Source organism: Mucilaginibacter angelicae, assembly GCF_042434235.1.
GTDB lineage: Bacteria > Bacteroidota > Bacteroidia > Sphingobacteriales > Sphingobacteriaceae > Mucilaginibacter > Mucilaginibacter angelicae.
Genome location: NZ_JBHLTS010000019.1, coordinates 140,544 through 157,219, shown reverse-complemented (window position 1 = coordinate 157,219; position 16,676 = coordinate 140,544). Strand labels below are relative to the sequence as shown.

Sequence of the window (16,676 nt, the reverse complement as noted above, 5' to 3'; positions counted from 1 at the left end):
ACATCAGATGAATCTGATGAAATTTTTTAATATTGATGAATTTCAGTTGCAGTATTCCAGGCCTGTTTTGAATCACAATCAAGGATGTTTTTTAGAAGCCTTTCGTGCAGGTGCTGGGTTTCGATAAAACTGCGCGTATCAGGATAAATTTCGGTGAACCACTTTCTTAAGTGGACGGCTGCTATCTTGTATAAATCGCTCAGGATTTCATTCTTTGCGGCTTCAGCAATGGCAATGTGAAACCTAACATCGGCTTCAATACATTCCTCCAATAGCCCGGCTTCGGCTGCTTTCTTCCTGTTCTCTAAATGACCTTTCATAATAAAGATATCCTTTTGAGAACGGTTTATCGCGGCTTTTTCAGCTATTTTCATTTCTAAAAGCTGCCTTACCTCATCAAGGTCCTGCGATCGGGCACGTTTTAAGCGGGCTTCCATGGGCTCGGGGTTGCTGGCGGTGCGTTCCACAAAAGTCCCGGCGCCTTGCTGGATCCTGAGCAGGCCGGATTGTACCAGGCTTTTGGTTGCTTCGCGGATGCTGGAGCGGCCAACGCCAAACTCAACCATCAATTCAGGCTCGGTGGGCAGTTTGTCGTTTACTTGATAATGGCCGCCGGCTATCTGTTCCTTCAATTTCTCTGCGATCTCTTCGGCCAGCGATTTTTTAATGATCTTACTCATGTCTGTAATTCATCAGATGAATTACAAAGGTAAAAGTTTATCTGAAACATCAAAGTCATTTTTGAATCAAAATCAATCTTCAAAAAAATAATGTTCACTTGTGATCAACACTTTCTAAAGCATTAATATATATTTAAATTTAGCTTAACATTTGTGCCGTTACTTTGATGCTATAAAAATACCCCTGTGAAACAATACTCGGATGCACAACTTTTACTTGAACTGCAGGGCGGTGACGATAGGGCATTCAGGGAAATTTATGAGCGTTATGCGGATAAGCTGATCGCTTTTGCATTAAAGAAAACACAGCATGAGGATGAGGCGATGGATATGGTGCAGGAGCTGTTCCTTTCTATATGGAAAAATCGCCTTACTATCCAGGTAAATGGGGCGCTTGAAGCTTATTTGATGGTTTCCATTAACTATATGAGCTATAAGTGGTATAAAAAGCAAAGCACTAAGCCCCGGCCCCTGGAGGATGTTGCCGAAATACAGGAAACTTACGAGCACAGCACCGATCAAAAACTCTCCCTTGCCGAATTGCACCTGCTGATAAACCAGGAAATAGCGGATATGCCCGAAAAAATGCGGCAGGTTTATTTATGCAGCCGCGAGCAGGATATGACCGGTCCGCAAATAGCCGAGTTTTTAGGTTTATCACATCAAACTGTACGCAATCAGATCAGCAATGCTTTGAGCAGGCTGAAAAAATCTGTTCAGAAATATTATAACGTTATCCCCTTTGATAATTACGGCAGATTTTTGCTGCTGATAATTTTTTTCAAACGCTTATAGTACACTCCTCCGTTCCCGGTCACTTAAAGGTTATAAAGCCCCTGTTAGGTGAATCAGAAAGAAATAAAAAGACTACTCAATAAGTTTAACGCCGGTAAATGCACCGACGAGGAATTGCAGCTTTTACAGCAGTTAATGCATAACCTTGATACGGATGCCGAAGCTGATGATAAAATCAAAGCCCTTAAACAACCCCTTTGGGAACGAATAGAAAAGCAGACTATAGATAAAGGAAATGTACGCAGGTTAAATACCGCATGGTTAAAAGTGGCGGCTGCTGTATTGGTAGCTGTTTGTGCCGGACTGTTATATTCGAAGTTGGCGCAACATAAGCCCGAGCAATTAGTTTACCAGGTAATTACTGCTCCAAAAGGCAGTATGAAACAGGTAATGCTGCCCGATAGTACTACCGTTCAGTTAAACGCGGGTACATCAATCAAATTCCCGGTTACATTTAGTGCTGCAAAAAGAGAAGTTACGCTGATCAATGGTGAAGCTTTTTTTGATGTTAAGCACGATGCTTCAAAACCGTTCCTGGTGCATACTGCGAAGATTACTACACAGGTGCTGGGAACCTCATTCAATATTAAGTTTTATAAAGAGCTGCCCGATATCCAGGTGTTTGTGAACAGCGGAAAGGTTGAGGTGCATGATCAAAAACATACCCTTGGTTTTTATATGCCGCAACAACAGTTAACCTATAATAAGCATGATCAAAGCTTTACGCGTCAGCAAGTAGCCGGTGATCATTCGCTGAGCTGGATGCATGATGAACTGATACTGGACAATGTTTCATTTAAGGAAATCACAGTTTACCTGCAAAACCGCTACAGTGTGAATTTTAAATATGCAGGTAAAAGGTTGAGTCAGCAGCATTATTCGGTAAGGTTTTCAAATAAGCTCAATATCAGCCAGGTACTGGATATACTGCAGTTTATTGATGGTCGAAAGTATAAGCTAAAAGGAGATACAGTAAATATTAAATAATAATATAAAAGAGAAACCAATGCCTGCTACGAACAAGCACTGGCTTATTAAGTGTAGCTGCCAAAAACTAAAAGCCAACAGGCAGTTACTAATCACTTTAAAAACAAATGTATGGAAAAATCTTTAACCCGGATTTCAAGAAAATTAATCGCAGCAATTTTATTGCTGGTAACAACCCTGGCGGCATCATTGCCGGTACGCGCTTCGGCCGAACGTAGTGCGTCGCTGATGGATCAGCCGGTAACTGTAAAGTTTGCCGACGAAACCATGGATGCCTCGCTCGAGAAACTCAAAAAAGCGGTTAATACCGTTGCATTTAACTACAAAATGGATGATGTGGCCGCGGTAAAAGTAAAGGCAAACTCATTTGTAAACAAACCTTTAAAAGATGTACTTAATGCTTTAACTGCCAATACACAATTGGAGTACCGGGAAAAATACGGTACTATCATTATCTCGCACAAAAAAGTGGTGCGGGCGCCCGAAAAAATTACTGTTACCGGAACGGTGACCGATAAGGATGGCCCGCTTGCAGGTGTGGCTGTGCGCAGCAAAACATCAGCCGCAGCAACTTCAACAGATATTAACGGTAATTTTAAAATTACTGTTGAAAGGGGCGAAGTACTGGTATTCAGCTTTATTGGTTACAAAAGCCGCGAAGTTACAGCCGGTCAGTCGCCGCTTAACATTATATTAGATGCTGATGTTACCGGCTTAAATGCTGTAGTGGTTGTTGGTTACGGTACGCAAAAAAATACCGACGTAACCGGTTCGGTAGGTTCATTAAAAGTTACCAATGTTAAAGACCGTTCTGTAGGTTCGGTTACCGAAATGCTGCAGGGACAAATAGCAGGTGTTACCGTACTGAATGAAGGCGGCGACCCAACCTCGGGCCCAAGCATCAGGTTACGCGGTCAAAGCTCTTTTAACAATGAGGGCCCGCTGATAGTTGTAGACGGAACTATTTACAATGGCGGCCCGATCGACCCTTCAGATATTGAATCAATCGACGTATTGAAAGATTCATACGCTGCTATCTATGGTGCCAAAGCTGCCGGTGGTGTAATATTGGTCACTACCAAACGCGGTAAACAGGGCAAAACCAACCTTGATATTACTGCAAAAGGCGGTGTACAAAATGCCTTAAAAATATTGCAGGCTTTAAATGCTGCTGATTATGCAGACGCTATCAACACAGCCTATGACAATGCAGGCAAAACCCGTTTGCCGGCTTTTGATTCTAAAATAAACCCCGATTCGCGTATTACCCGCACCAACTGGACAGATGCTTTGTTCAGGACAGGCTACATCCAGGATTATAACCTGAATATCAGCGGCGGAAGCGAAAAATCTACTTTCTATATCTCAGGCGGCTATCGTAAAAACGATGCTATCCTTTTAAATACCAATGCTATCCGTTATAACTTTCGCGTAAACTCCGATCACCAGATCAACAACTGGCTGAAAATAGGCGAGAGCTTCTCATACTCTTATAACAACGGACAGGGGGCCAACACTACAAGCGCTTATACCGGCGCTATTTTATCGGCTATATTCTATCCGCCCAACGCGTCAATTTATAATGCCGACGGCAGCTTCGGTGGTGTGCCTGCACAATACGCAGGTTCATATGGCGACGTAATTAACCCGGTAGCTTATTTAAAGCGTTTGGATAACAGCGATGCGCAAAACAGCTTTAATATCAACCCTTACGTTGAAGTAAACCTGATTAAAGGTTTGAAATTTCGCTCAAATCTTGGGATAACTAAAAACATGGAGACCATCAAAAACTTCAGCACACGGGTATTGGAGCCGGGCAAAAAGTTTTTTGATAACTTCCTGTTCCAGGAGCAATATAATGCCCGCACCATTCTGGCCGAGCAAACTTTAAACTTCGACCGCACCTTCGGCAATCACCATGTGAGCGCTTTGGCAGGTTATACCTACCAGAATGATACCCAGGAGTTTTTTAGTGTGAATACTGATAACTACCTGAGCGAAGATCCGGCTTACCGTTACATCATTAATGGCAGCCTTAACCCAACAGGTGTGCCCTTGCAGGGTAATAAAAACGAATCGGCATTGATCTCGTACCTGGGCAGGATTGGTTACGATTATGCAGGTAAATACTTCATCAACGGTATCATCCGTCGTGATGCTACTTCGTTATTATCAAGCAAAAACCGCGCTGAAGTTTACCCCGGTGTATCGGCAGGCTGGTTGATCAGCAAGGAATCATTTTTTCCTACAGATGCATTGGTGTCATTCGCTAAGTTAAGGGCAAGTTATGGCCAGTCTGGTAACCTTGCCGGTTTGCCAAGCTTCCCAACTTCGGTTTCTTTAACCAAAACTGCCGGTTATTTAGGCAGTCCGGCCGCGGCCATTACAGGTTCGGCTGTTGATGGTTTGGCCAATCTTGATCTGAAATGGGAAAAGGCTACGCAAACTGATATCGGTGTTGATTTAGGCCTGATGAATGGTAAGATCAATGTTACTGCCGATGTATTCCAGAAAACGAATACCCGTTTCCTGTTCCAGCCGCCGGTGGCCGCTGTTTACGGTGTATCAAATCCTCCGTTTGTTAACGGTGGAAAGATCCAGAATAAAGGCGTTGAGTTATCTGTGAAGTACAATGGTAGTGTAGGGGAGCTTCATTATAATTTAACCGCAAACGGCTCGTACATTAAAAACAAGATAGATGACATTTTACCAGGACAACAAACCATCCTTTCTGGCCCAACAGTAAGGGATAACCTGGTACCTGTATGGTTGCAACAAGGTTATTCATTGTATTCTTTCTTCGGTTTAAAAACAGCTGGCTTGTTCCAATCTCAGGATGAGGTAAACAACTATAAAGATGCCTCAGGCAACCTGATCCAGCCAAATGCCAAAGCAGGCGATATCAAATTTCAGGACCTTAACCATGATGGTAAAATAACCGAAGCTGATAAAACTTACCTGGGTACGCCATTTCCTAAATTCAGCTATGGCTTTACAGCAAACTTTAACTATGGCCCCTTTGATCTGAGCGTGTTTTTACAAGGTATTGCGGGTAACAAGCTTTTCAACGCTGTTAAGTACACCGGTTTGAATGCATCTATCCAAAACTATAACCTGCTGGCCGATGCTAAAAATGCCTGGACGCCAACCCATACCAATACCAATATTCCGCGCTTATCAGCAAGTGACGCCAACGGCAACTTCGGTAACGTATCTGACTTTTATGTTGAGAATGGCTCATACATGCGCATTAAAAATGTAACCCTTGGTTATACTTTGCCAAAAGCACTGCTGACTAAAATTGGTGTAAGAAGCGCCCGTGTTTTTGCCAATGCACAAAACCTGGCAACATTTACCAAATACACAGGTCTCGACCCGGAAGTTGGTATTAACCAAAATGGTGTTGATTTGGGCTTGTACCCACAGGCAAGGATCATTTTAGTAGGTGTTAACGTAGGCTTATAAAAAATCAGGAACCATAATTAAGGAGATAACAGAGATGAAATTTAAAAATATAATTAGCAAAGGCTTAATGGGTGTAATGATTATTGCACTGGCCCAAAGCTGTAAAAAAGGTACTTTAGATAATATTAAACCAACCGGTACGCCAACCAGTACCAACTTCTGGAAAACGGCCGACGATGCTCAGGCTGCTGCCAATGGCTTATACGAAAAACAAAGCAACAGCGAAGATCTTTACGGCCGTGGTTTCTTTTGGTTCATTAACGCCAGCGATGATATGGTTGTAGGCCGTACATCTGCCGACAGGGAAAATATCAAAAACTTTATCTGTACCGGTAACGAAAGCAGCATTTACGCTCCATGGCAATTACACTTTGTGGTAATGAAACGTGCCAACGATGTGATCAACAATGTGCCAAACATTAACATGGATGCAGCCACCAAAAACTTTATTTTGGGCCAGGCTTACTTTATTCACGCGGTTATGCACCTGGAAATTGCCGATCTATACGGTTCAGACAAACAGGGTGCTCCTTTACAAAACCGTACTAATGCATTGGCTTTCCCTGCTCAGTTGCCTTCAGTAAAAGACAACTATGCCTATATCGAAGCAGATTTGAAAAAGGCCGCATCTTTATTGCCTTATTTTGATAAGCTGGCAACTACTGATTATGGTCGCGCGCATAAAACTGCTGCCTATGCATATCTGGCTAAAACTTACCTGCATGCTAAGGATTACGCCAATGCCGAAAAATATGCCGACTCGGTTATCCTGAGCGGTAAGCATGCTTTATTAAGCAATTATGCCGATGTATTCAAGATCGCCAATAACTATAGCTCAGAGTATATCTGGTCGGTAGCCAGTAACCTGAATGGTCAGAGCATTTTACCGGGTGCCATGCTGGAGAACAAAGGCTGGGGATTATACAATGGTTTTGGTTATTATCAGCCAACAAAAGAGTTGGTTGACGAATTTGAAACTGGTGATAAAAGGCTTCCTGCTACCATCCTTCAAAAAGGTGATAGCTTCCAGTATTTCGGGCAGACTTATACTTACCCAATCGGCGGTAAAAGCAACAGCTTAACCGGTTACCAGTTCAATAAATATATGGAGCCGTTTAGCTATGCTGGTGGTATCCACGTGAGTCCTAACGGTGATGAACCATCAACAGATTTAAACGTACCACTATTACGCTATGCCGAGATCTTGCTGATCAAAGCCGAAGCCCAGATCATGCAGGGTAAAAATGGCGATGCAGCACTTAATTTGGTACGCGTACGTGCAGGCTTAAAGCCGATCACCAATGCTACAATGGTTAACCTTAAACACGAACGTCGTGTTGAATTGGCAGGCGAGTGGAGTGATCGTAACTTCGACCTGGTACGCTGGGGTGATGCACAGGCAATTTACGCAAAACCGTTACACGGTGCGGATGGCTCAATTGTGTGGAAAGCACGTAACTTTGACCCGGCAAGGGATAATGTTTGGCCTATCCCGCCAAAAGATATCCAGATAAGCCAGGGGCAGTTGAAACAGAATGCCGGCTGGTAATTGACATATTGAAACTTTAAAAACCGGGCTATGCCCGGTTTTGCTATATCTATACCAAATGAAAAAAAGTACTACCCTAATTACAATGGCGGCACTGCTGGCAAGCGCTGGTCTTACGGCCAATGCGCAGGTTAAAAACTACACCGTGGCCGACGCGCATTCTCACAACGATTACAAAAACAATATCCCTTTTTACCGCGCCTATGAAAAAGGCTTCGGTTCTATCGAGGCTGACTGTTATGCCGTTAACGGACAGCTGATGGTGGCGCATGATAAAAAGGAGATAGATGCTAAGCGTTCGCTGAAGATCTTGTACATTGATCCCCTGATTGAAAAATTAAAACGCGATCCGCAGCGTCATTTAAGGTTGCTCATTGAGATCAAGGAAGATCATAAAGCAGTATTACCGTTGGTAATTAAGGAACTTAAACCGCTGGAACAATATTTCGCTTACGAAGGTCACCCCGGCAGGTTATCAATAGTAATGACCGGTGCAGTACCGCCCGCTGCCGAAATGACTAATTACCCTGCCTGGATCTCCTTTGATGTTGATCACATGGATGGCTTTACGCCCGAGCAATGGAAAAAGGTTGGACTTGTAAGTTTTCCTTTTGGTAAATACATGCACTGGAATGGTAAAGGCGTATTGAACAATGAAGAGATTGCCAGGATCAAAGGCGGTATTGACAGTGTGCATAATGCAGGTAAAAAGATCCGCTTTTGGGAAACTCCCGATACCAAAAGCAGCTGGCTGGCACTTATCCGTTTAGGTGTGGATGTAATAGGTACCGATAAGATAGAAGAGCTTGGTGATTTCCTGGATAAGAAACCAAAGAGCGAATACACCGCGCCGCAATCATATGCTGTTTATAAACCAACTTATAAATCGGACGGTACGGTTAAGAAAGTTAAAAATATCATTTTGTGTATTGGCGATGGTATGGGGCTTTCGCAGATCTATTCAACCTATACCGCAAACCGTGGGCAGCTGAATATTTTCCAGATGCTGAATATCGGCTTTTCGGTAACCAATTCTGCCGATGCTTATATTACTGATTCGGCAGCAGGAGCAACCGCGTTTGCATCTGGACAAAAAACTAATGACAGGGCTGTAGGTGTTGATCCATCAGGAAAACCTTTAAAATCATTAGCCGATTACAGCGCCGAAGCAGGAAAAAAAACCGCTGATATTGTGGTTTGCGAATTAACAGATGCAACCCCGGCGGCTTTTTACGCGCATGATCCGGAACGGAGCCATTCAACGGCTATCGCCAATCAAATTACTTCGTCGCCTATTGATATTTTCCTGGGCTCGGCATATAAAGATTTCATCTGGCCGGTTAATGGTGAAAGTCCTATTGATAAAATGAAAAAGCGGGGATATACGATTATCCGTAATTTCAATGATTTTTTAAACAGTTCATCGCCAAAGATCCTGGCCCTGATGGATGACAGCGTGACCCGCCCCAAAATGGAGGGCAGGGGTAATTACCTGCCTTTAGCTTTCAATAAAGTAACCCAGGCATTTAAAAATGCTCCAAACGGCTTTTTTATGATGATCGAGGGCTCGCAAATTGATCATGGTGGCCATGCCAATAACCTGAAGCAGGTGATCACCGAAAACAGCGACTTTGACCGTGTAGTTGGCGATGCGCTGAAATTTGCCGATGAAGACGGCGAAACCCTGGTAATTGTAACAGCCGACCATGAAACCGGCGGTTTAACCCTGCTTGATGGCAGCATTAACAACGGTTATGTATGGGGCGATTTCAGTACAAACGATCATACCGGTACCCCGGTCCCTGTATTTAGCTATGGGCCGCATTCGCTTGATTTTAGGGGAGTTTATAGTAATACGGAGATCTTTAATAAGATTAAGGCTTTACTGCAGCAGGCAGAATAATGATTTCGCGCAAAGGCGCAAAGACGCTAAGCTTTTCACTCTTCTATAGCGTCTTTGCGCCTTTAATGTCCCATCAGGGTCTCTCGCAGAGGACCCTGATGTATACGCCATGAAAATTTGCTGCTATGAATATCCTGGTAGATGGTTGGAATGCGTTGAACCTCAGGGTCCTCTGCGAGAGACCCTGAGGGGACAGGAATCATTTCATTGCGAGGAGGAACGACGAAGCAATCGCACGGAAGCATAGTCGCCCTGTATAGTGTGCGATTGCCACGCTATGCTCGCAATGACATGGTTTTATTCCTTCTCGTCCTTTGCTTTGTCCTACGCACCACTCGTCGAAATGCCATTAGAAATTAAATTTGCATTTCGTATTTTTATACAAACCAATCTCCTGAAATATGTGGGCAACAGAATCGCTTTGGTTCGAGGTGGCGGTAGTAAGTATCATTTACGCGCTGGGCAATATCATTTTTGGTCATTTTGAAGAACGTACCCCTGTTGTGCGCCGGGTTGGTAAATATCTTCTTACACTCATCATTGTAGTTGCTATCTCTTTTTACATCGGCAGGCCCGTTGCCATGGCATTTTTAGCCATATTTATTGTGCCGTTGGTATATATTCATGCCTATTACCTCCCGCGTAAAAAAGGCATCAACGGGTTAACCGGCGAACCTAAAAGTAAATATTACGAGTTCCGGAAGTGGGATAAGAACATCTTCGACCAGAAATGATCAGGCTATGATCTGTACCCATCCCGAGTAAACCGTGCCGTTTTTAAGGTCGATCTTATAATAGTATGTCCCCGGCGGTAACCTTTTGCCATTGTAAGTTCCGTCCCAGGCTTTAGTATATCCTTTAGCGCTGTAAACTATTGCTCCGTAGCGGTTAAAAACCTGTGTTGTGGCATTGTCATAAGCTCCAAGTGCATCTATTTGCCAGGTGTCATTTACGCCATCTCCATTTGGGGTAAAGGTGTTTGGAATGGTGAATTTATCCACCACTTTGACCTCAACGGCCGCTTTTGACTCTATATTGCAGGAGCCGGTTTGCAGCACATGTAAAATATAGGTAACATCACTCAGGGGCGATACAAAGGGGTTTAACGAGTTGCTATCGCTTATGTTGTCATCCGGCGTCCAGTAATAAGTTATGTTATTGCCACTTGCTGTGCCGTGAAGCTGGATCCGTTCGCCCCTGATAACTTCTTTATTGGCTGTAACGTACGCGATAGGGGCTTTGCCAACTGTTATGGTTACGGCGCTTTTTGCCGTACAGCTATTGTTGGTTACTTCAACCGTATAAATTGTAGTTTCATCGGGTGATGCCAGCGGATCTGCAATGTTGGGATTTGATAGGCCTGTTGTGGGATACCACTTGTACGATGTTCCGCCGGTTGCATGAAGGTAAATTTGTTCGCCTACACAGATGGCGCGGTTTGTACCGGCATTGGCAGCTACAGGTTGATTAATACTCACAGTAACAGCCGGAGCATCGCTTGAACACCCATTTTTAAAAACCGTAACACGGTACTGGCCGCCCATTGCTGCGGTAGCATCACTGATCACCGGGTTTTGCTGAGCTGATGTAAAACCGTTGGGGCCTGTCCAGCTATAACTATCGCCTGCAGATGCCGTGAGGTAGATGTTTTCGCCCGGACATACCGGCGAGCTTGCCGTTGCAGTAATCGGTTCGGGATTGATGATATTGAGGGTTAAGACTGATGAAATTAACCTGCATTGCGCCGAGGCGATATTACCTGCTTGTGCTACCAGCGTTCTGTATTGATAGCTACCTGCAATTGCTGGTTGATGAAGCGAATAGGTGGCCGATGTTGCACCCGGAATATTAACCCATCCGTTTGCTGTGCTTAACTGCCATTGGTAAACGGGGTTGGCATAGGGGAGAGCAGCAGCGGTCGTTACATTTAAATTGTACACATGGTTGCCTTCAGCGCAGCCTTTTGCAGTATATGCTGTTTTGTCGCTATTAAAATAAGCGGTTAAAGTCGGGCCGTATGGGCGTAGTGAAATATCATCCAGTGCCACATCATTCCCGTAACCTCCGCTTGCATTGTTGGTCATTTTAATAGTTACGTCGCCGCCGGTTGGCGGGGTACTGAAGATAATATTATATTCAAGCCAGCCCAGGCCATTATCGATCGGGCCGGTATGATTTGTTTTTGTTTCGAGCGATGTAATTACCGAAAAGGTGATATCAGGTTTGATACCACTCTCTTTCATTAAATTCAATACATAAACGCTGAAGCGGTAGGTGGTGCCGGGGCATAGTGTTTTAACGGTTCTTTTATAAAACTCGTCGATGGTGTTGGTGGCGTCAACTATCATCATGTAGCCATTCGGCTGCCTGGGCGTATGATTGCCGGTTTGAAGCCATGATTCGGGGTACATTCCGGCCGTTGAATTGGCAATGGTGTAGCTGCCTTCACCCGGTTGTGATGGTATGTAATTATAGGTAGTAGAAAAATCGCCGTCACTAATTTTCGGACCTATCTGCGCCGTTCCCGACCCAAAGTCTTCAACTAATACAGGCTCCCCCTCCTGCGCTTTTACGCGCAGGGCGAACTGCGGCAATAGGCAAGCTATCGCCAGTAAAGTGATAAATTTCATGTGTTTTTACGCATGTCGGCAAGACTTGCAACGCGCTCGCGTATCTTGCTTAAAAGTTTAATCAAAGCGGCCGGGGGACAGCCGGTATTGGTATAAACTCGGGTTAATGTTGTGTTTTTTAGTAAGAGGTTGCAAAAGGAAAGCCATGCCGGTGGCTTAACGGTGCGCAAAACGAGGGGGAGTAAAGTTGTGAAATGTGAGAAAATGAAAATGCGGCAGGTAGTAAAAATAAAAGTTGTAAAAAGTACACTAAGTTGCTGTTTTATACTTTTTTGAAAATTGACATAGTGAAAGATACAGCACAGGTTGTAAAATAGCGTTCAAAAAAATGTATTTCAATGGCTTGATTTTTGTTAAGCCGATGGATTTGATTTTTGATACTATTGTTGCTTATTTTCTACTCTGAATCTCGTTGTGGGGAAATAAATCTACAATATTTGGTTTCTTTGCGCATAGCAGACTCTATTCCTGTTAGCTCTTTACTTAAGTTTTAATTAAATGAACAACTTGAACAAAGAATATAAAAGGAACGAAATGAACAAGCTGCTATTCGAGGGGTAAAGGGGGAGGGATAAAGCGGTTGAAGACTTACGAAGTTTTTAAAACTTCGTAAGTCTGGGTTCTAATAAACACGCAAGGACGCTAAGAAGAAACCTTTGCGGCTCCTTTGCGAGAATAACCATTAAATTTGGTTATTATTGCTTAACCGATAGATACAACACCGCAGCAATAGAAGCGCCAACCAAAGGGGCTATCACCGGAATCCAGGCGTAGGCCCAATCGCTTGTTCCTTTGCCTTTTATAGGCAACAGCATATGCATAAACCTTGGGCCCAGATCACGAGCGGGGTTGATAGCATAGCCGGTAGTGCCGCCTAATGACAATCCTATCACCCAAACCAATAACGCAACCGGGATTGCACCAACAGAGCCAAGGCCGATAGGTGTTTTAACCGGCGTAATTTCAGCACCCGCTATATAGAAAATAGTAAACAGGAGCACAAAAGCGCCAATCACTTCACTGGCGATATTTGATACATAATTACGCACGGCAGGGCCTGTGCAAAATACGGCCAGTATAGAGGCCGGATCGTTTGTTCGTTTAAAATGATCGTAATACATTATCCATACTAAAAAAGCACCCATGCAGGCTCCCGCAAACTGGGCAATAATGTAGGGTATAACATTTGCCCATGCAAACTTGCCCGCAATGGCAAGCGCCAAAGTTACGGCAGGATTAAGATGTGCCCCGCTATACGGCCCGGCAACAACCACCCCTACAAAAACAGCCAGGCCCCAGGCGGTGGTTATCACTATCCAGCCGCCGTTATTTCCTTTGGTATCTTTTAAAACAACGTTGGCTACAACGCCGTCGCCTAATAATATCAGGAGCATGGTGCCTATCAGTTCGGCTACAAATGGAGACATGTTAAAATATTTTAAAGGTGGATATTAAATAACTGTTACCGGATGCCCGGAGTTCGACCAGCATTGGGCCGTGCTTACCGCACGTTGCCAGCCTGCTATGCCGGTTTTTACTTCATCAAGATCGTCGCCAGGCGCAAATTCAGCTTCGGCTGCCCAGAGTTGTTGAATTTCGGCGATGTCTTTCCAGTAGCCTACAGCCAGCCCGGCCATATAAGCTACACCGAGCGCCGTTGTTTCAGTAACTTCAGGCCGGATCACTTTACAGTTCAATACATCCGATTGAAACTGCATCAGCAGGTTATTGGCGGTTGCACCACCATCCACACGCAGTTCTTTTATCTCCACGCCTGCATCGGCTTCCATTGCTTTAAGTACATCCATGGTTTGGTAGGCGATAGATGCCAATGCCGCCCTTGAAATATGGGCTGCGGTAGCGCCCCGGGTTAGGCCAACTATGGCCCCGCGTACTTCAGGGTCCCAGTAGGGGGCACCCAGGCCCGCAAAGGCCGGAACAAAGTAAACACCCGCGGTATCTTTTACCGATGTTGCCAGTTTCTCAACATCGGCCGATGTTTTGATAATGCCCAGACCGTCGCGCAGCCATTGTACTACCGCGCCGCCTATAAAAATACTGCCTTCAAAGGCATAGGTGATCTCGCCGTTTATTTTCCAGGCAATGGTGGTAAGCAGGTTGTTTTTTGATTTGATAAACTCATGCCCGATATTCATGAGCATAAAACAGCCGGTGCCATAGGTGTTTTTAACCATGGCTTTATCAATACACATTTGCCCGAATAAAGCCGCATGCTGATCGCCGGCAATACCTGCTATCGGGATCCTTTGTGCAAATATATTATTGGCGGTATGGCCATATAATTCGCTTGATTGTTTTACTTCGGGTAGTATGCTTTTGGGAATGTTGAAGAGTTGTAATAGTTCGTCGTCCCATTGTTGGGTACGGATGTTAAATAACATAGTCCGGCCTGCGTTGGTCACATCGGTCGCGTATACTTCGCTTCGGGTAAGTTGCCAAATGAGCCAGCTGTCAACCGTGCCAAAGGCCAGTTCACCGGCTTCGGCTTGCGCTCTTGCACCTTCAACATTATCCAGGATCCATTTTATTTTTGATCCCGAAAAATAGGCATCTATCACCAGTCCTGTTTTATCACGGATTATATCACTATGGCCGCTCTGCTTTAGTTCGTCGCAAAAGGCGGCGGTGCGCCTGTCCTGCCAAACAATGGCATTATGGATTGGTTCGCCGGTTTTGCGGTTCCATACTATGGTGGTTTCGCGCTGGTTGGTTATGCCAATGGCTTTGATATTTCCGCCGCCTAAACCTGCTTTAGCGATAGCCTCTACCGCAACCGAGATCTGCCCTGCCCAGATCTCATTCGGGTCATGCTCAACCCAGCCCGGTTTAGGGAAGTACTGTTTAAATTCTTTTTGTGCCGAAGTAATGATCTTGCCCGCATGATCAAAAATTATTGCCCGCGAACTGGTAGTGCCCTGGTCGAGCGCTAAAATATATTCTTGCATAATTTGGTTTGGTTTACCTTGGTTTATTTATTGAATATCACATTAAATTTGTTCATTTTAATGCGGTGTTAGTATATAATTTTTTGCTGTTTCGTTAAAGGCTTTAACCTGTGCTTGTTCCCATGCTGCATCTTTTCCAAGTTCGCCGGCCATGAGGCGGGCTACTTCGGGTGCCATTGCGGTAGCCAGGCGGGCATCTAAAAATAACACCCGGGTACGGCGCGCCAGTATATCTTCAACGGTACGTGCCATCTCGTTTCTTACCGACCAGATCACCTCGCCCTTCGTATAACTGCCTTCAGCATGGACAGGGTTTTTCCAGTCGGGGTTCTCCTTGTGCAAAGCCAAAACCTTTTCAATATCGGCGCCATAAACAAACATCGGGTTTGTGCGGTCGGGATTGGGGCGACTGCCATGAATGGATAAGGAAGCTGTTTTACACGGCATATTATTTAGCCCCCCTGTTTCAATAGCCTTATCAACTATATCCTCGGCCATTTTGCGATAGGTAGTCCATTTGCCGCCCGTTATGGTAATCAAACCCGATGCTGAAACGATCAGTTTATGGCTCCTTGAAATTTCCTTTGTTTTTGATGATCCATCCTGCGGGGCGGCAAGCGGCCTTAAACCTGCAAATACGCTTAAAACATCTGCACGGGTTGGGGCTTTGGTGAGGTATTTGCCTGCGGTTCTTAATATAAATTCCACTTCCTCGTCCAGCGCAACCGGCTCAAGGCTGTGCGAATCGATGGGGGTATCGGTAGTGCCTATCAGTAACTTCTCGTGCCACGGAACGGCAAAAAGTACGCGCCCGTCCTCGGTTTTAGGGATCATCAGGGCATCCTCAGCCGGTAAAAATGAACGGTCGAGCACAAGGTGTACACCCTGGCTTGGCCTAACCATTGGCTTCTTTTCTGGTGTATCCATTTTAAGCACATCATCAACAAAAACACCGGTAGCATTAATTACCGTTTTTGCCTTTAATTGGTAATTGATGCTGGTTTCTGTGTCGGTAGCTTTTACGCCTGTGATTTTACCGGCCGTATTTTTGATCAATCCGGTTACTTTAAAGTAATTGATTAGGGTTGCGCCTTGTTCAATACCCGTTTGCGCCAGGTTAATGGCCAGTCTCGAATCATCAAACTGCCCGTCGTGGTAAACCACACCGCCATGAAGGTCCTTTTCCTGTATTCCGGGTAAGCGCTTAATTGTTTCTTTTTTGGAGATATGCTTTGCTCTGCCAAAGCTTAGTTTGCCGGCCAGCAGATCGTAAATGCTGAGGCCTATGGTATAAAAGACACCGTCCCACCAGGTATAATTGGGGATGATAAAACTTTCGTTTTTTACAAGGTGCGGTGCGTTTTGCAATAATAATCCCCGTTCGCGTAAAGCTTCGCGCACCAGGCCTATATCGCCCTGTGCCAAGTATCGCACTCCGCCGTGCACCAGTTTGGTTGCGCGGCTCGAGGTGCCTTTGGCAAAATCGGCTTGTTCCAACAATAGGGTAGAGAAGCCGCGTGAAGCTGAATCAACAGCTGCGCCAAGTCCGGTAGCCCCACCACCTATAATAATCAGGTCCCAGATCTTTTCGGTATCGTTAAGGTGGTTGGGATTAGCTTCTCTTGTAAATTGATTCATTTTATTTCGATATTTATTCAAATATATAAAATCGAAATAAAATAAAACTAAATGAAATTAAAA

11 protein-coding genes are annotated in these 16,676 nt (G+C 44.7%); 6 read left to right on the top strand and 5 right to left on the bottom strand.

Annotation, left to right across the window (positions count from 1 at the left end; all coding sequences use genetic code 11):
• Positions 1-26: 26 nt before the first annotated feature.
• Positions 27-680, bottom strand: a complete 654-nt coding sequence (locus tag ACFFGT_RS08120) for a FadR/GntR family transcriptional regulator (protein ID WP_377022016.1) — start codon at positions 678-680, stop codon at positions 27-29.
• Positions 681-866: 186 nt separating this feature from the next.
• On the opposite strand from ACFFGT_RS08120, the gene ACFFGT_RS08115 reads away from it, so the two are divergent.
• The 6 genes from ACFFGT_RS08115 to ACFFGT_RS08090 all read left to right on the top strand — a co-directional run bounded on the left by ACFFGT_RS08115 (position 867) and on the right by ACFFGT_RS08090 (position 10,113).
• The gene (locus ACFFGT_RS08115) at positions 867-1,475 is read left to right on the top strand and encodes an RNA polymerase sigma factor (protein ID WP_377022015.1); all 609 of its coding nucleotides are present in this window, start codon (positions 867-869) and stop codon (positions 1,473-1,475) included.
• 48 nt (positions 1,476-1,523) lie between these two features.
• Positions 1,524-2,462, top strand: coding sequence for a FecR family protein (locus tag ACFFGT_RS08110; protein WP_377022014.1), 939 nt, complete (start codon positions 1,524-1,526; stop codon positions 2,460-2,462).
• Positions 2,463-2,573: 111 nt separating this feature from the next.
• Positions 2,574-5,927, top strand: coding sequence for a SusC/RagA family TonB-linked outer membrane protein (locus ACFFGT_RS08105; RefSeq protein WP_377022013.1), 3,354 nt, complete (start codon positions 2,574-2,576; stop codon positions 5,925-5,927).
• Positions 5,928-5,961: 34 nt separating this feature from the next.
• Positions 5,962-7,476 carry a RagB/SusD family nutrient uptake outer membrane protein gene (locus tag ACFFGT_RS08100; RefSeq protein WP_377022012.1) on the top strand — a complete coding sequence of 505 codons (1,515 nt, stop codon included), beginning with the start codon at positions 5,962-5,964 and terminating at the stop codon, positions 7,474-7,476.
• A gap of 58 nt (positions 7,477-7,534) precedes the next feature.
• Entirely contained in the window at positions 7,535-9,379 is a 1,845-nt protein-coding gene (locus ACFFGT_RS08095; RefSeq protein ID WP_377022011.1) for an alkaline phosphatase, read from the top strand.
• 401 nt (positions 9,380-9,780) lie between these two features.
• Positions 9,781-10,113 (top strand): hypothetical protein, encoded by a 333-nt coding sequence (locus ACFFGT_RS08090; RefSeq protein ID WP_377022010.1) that lies wholly within the window; start codon positions 9,781-9,783, stop codon positions 10,111-10,113.
• Here the strand turns inward: ACFFGT_RS08090 and ACFFGT_RS08085 are convergent, their stop codons facing one another.
• The 4 genes from ACFFGT_RS08085 to ACFFGT_RS08070 form a co-directional block, all read right to left on the bottom strand.
• Positions 10,114-12,009: a T9SS type B sorting domain-containing protein gene (locus tag ACFFGT_RS08085; RefSeq protein ID WP_377022009.1), complete on the bottom strand. Its 1,896-nt coding sequence runs from the start codon at positions 12,007-12,009 to the stop codon at positions 10,114-10,116. It abuts the gene before it with no gap.
• Positions 12,010-12,704: 695 nt separating this feature from the next.
• A complete protein-coding gene (locus ACFFGT_RS08080; RefSeq protein ID WP_377022008.1) occupies positions 12,705-13,436 on the bottom strand; it encodes an MIP/aquaporin family protein in 732 nt (243 codons plus the stop codon).
• A 24-nt stretch (positions 13,437-13,460) separates the two neighbouring features.
• Complete coding sequence (glpK, locus tag ACFFGT_RS08075; RefSeq protein ID WP_377022007.1) at positions 13,461-14,975, bottom strand: glycerol kinase GlpK; 1,515 nt, start codon at positions 14,973-14,975, stop codon at positions 13,461-13,463.
• 57 nt (positions 14,976-15,032) lie between these two features.
• Complete coding sequence (locus tag ACFFGT_RS08070) at positions 15,033-16,613, bottom strand: glycerol-3-phosphate dehydrogenase/oxidase (RefSeq protein ID WP_377022006.1); 1,581 nt, start codon at positions 16,611-16,613, stop codon at positions 15,033-15,035.
• Positions 16,614-16,676: the final 63 nt, after the last annotated feature.

Coding starts and splice junctions, on each gene's coding strand:
- ACFFGT_RS08080 (WP_377022008.1), bottom strand. CDS start 13,436: ATGTCTCCATTTGTAGCCGAACTGATAGGCACCATGCTCCTGATATTA.
- ACFFGT_RS08120 (WP_377022016.1), bottom strand. CDS start 680: ATGAGTAAGATCATTAAAAAATCGCTGGCCGAAGAGATCGCAGAGAAA.
- ACFFGT_RS08085 (WP_377022009.1), bottom strand. CDS start 12,009: ATGAAATTTATCACTTTACTGGCGATAGCTTGCCTATTGCCGCAGTTC.
- ACFFGT_RS08090 (WP_377022010.1), top strand. CDS start 9,781: ATGTGGGCAACAGAATCGCTTTGGTTCGAGGTGGCGGTAGTAAGTATC.
- ACFFGT_RS08100 (WP_377022012.1), top strand. CDS start 5,962: ATGAAATTTAAAAATATAATTAGCAAAGGCTTAATGGGTGTAATGATT.
- ACFFGT_RS08105 (WP_377022013.1), top strand. CDS start 2,574: ATGGAAAAATCTTTAACCCGGATTTCAAGAAAATTAATCGCAGCAATT.
- ACFFGT_RS08070 (WP_377022006.1), bottom strand. CDS start 16,613: ATGAATCAATTTACAAGAGAAGCTAATCCCAACCACCTTAACGATACC.
- glpK (WP_377022007.1), bottom strand. CDS start 14,975: ATGCAAGAATATATTTTAGCGCTCGACCAGGGCACTACCAGTTCGCGG.
- ACFFGT_RS08095 (WP_377022011.1), top strand. CDS start 7,535: ATGAAAAAAAGTACTACCCTAATTACAATGGCGGCACTGCTGGCAAGC.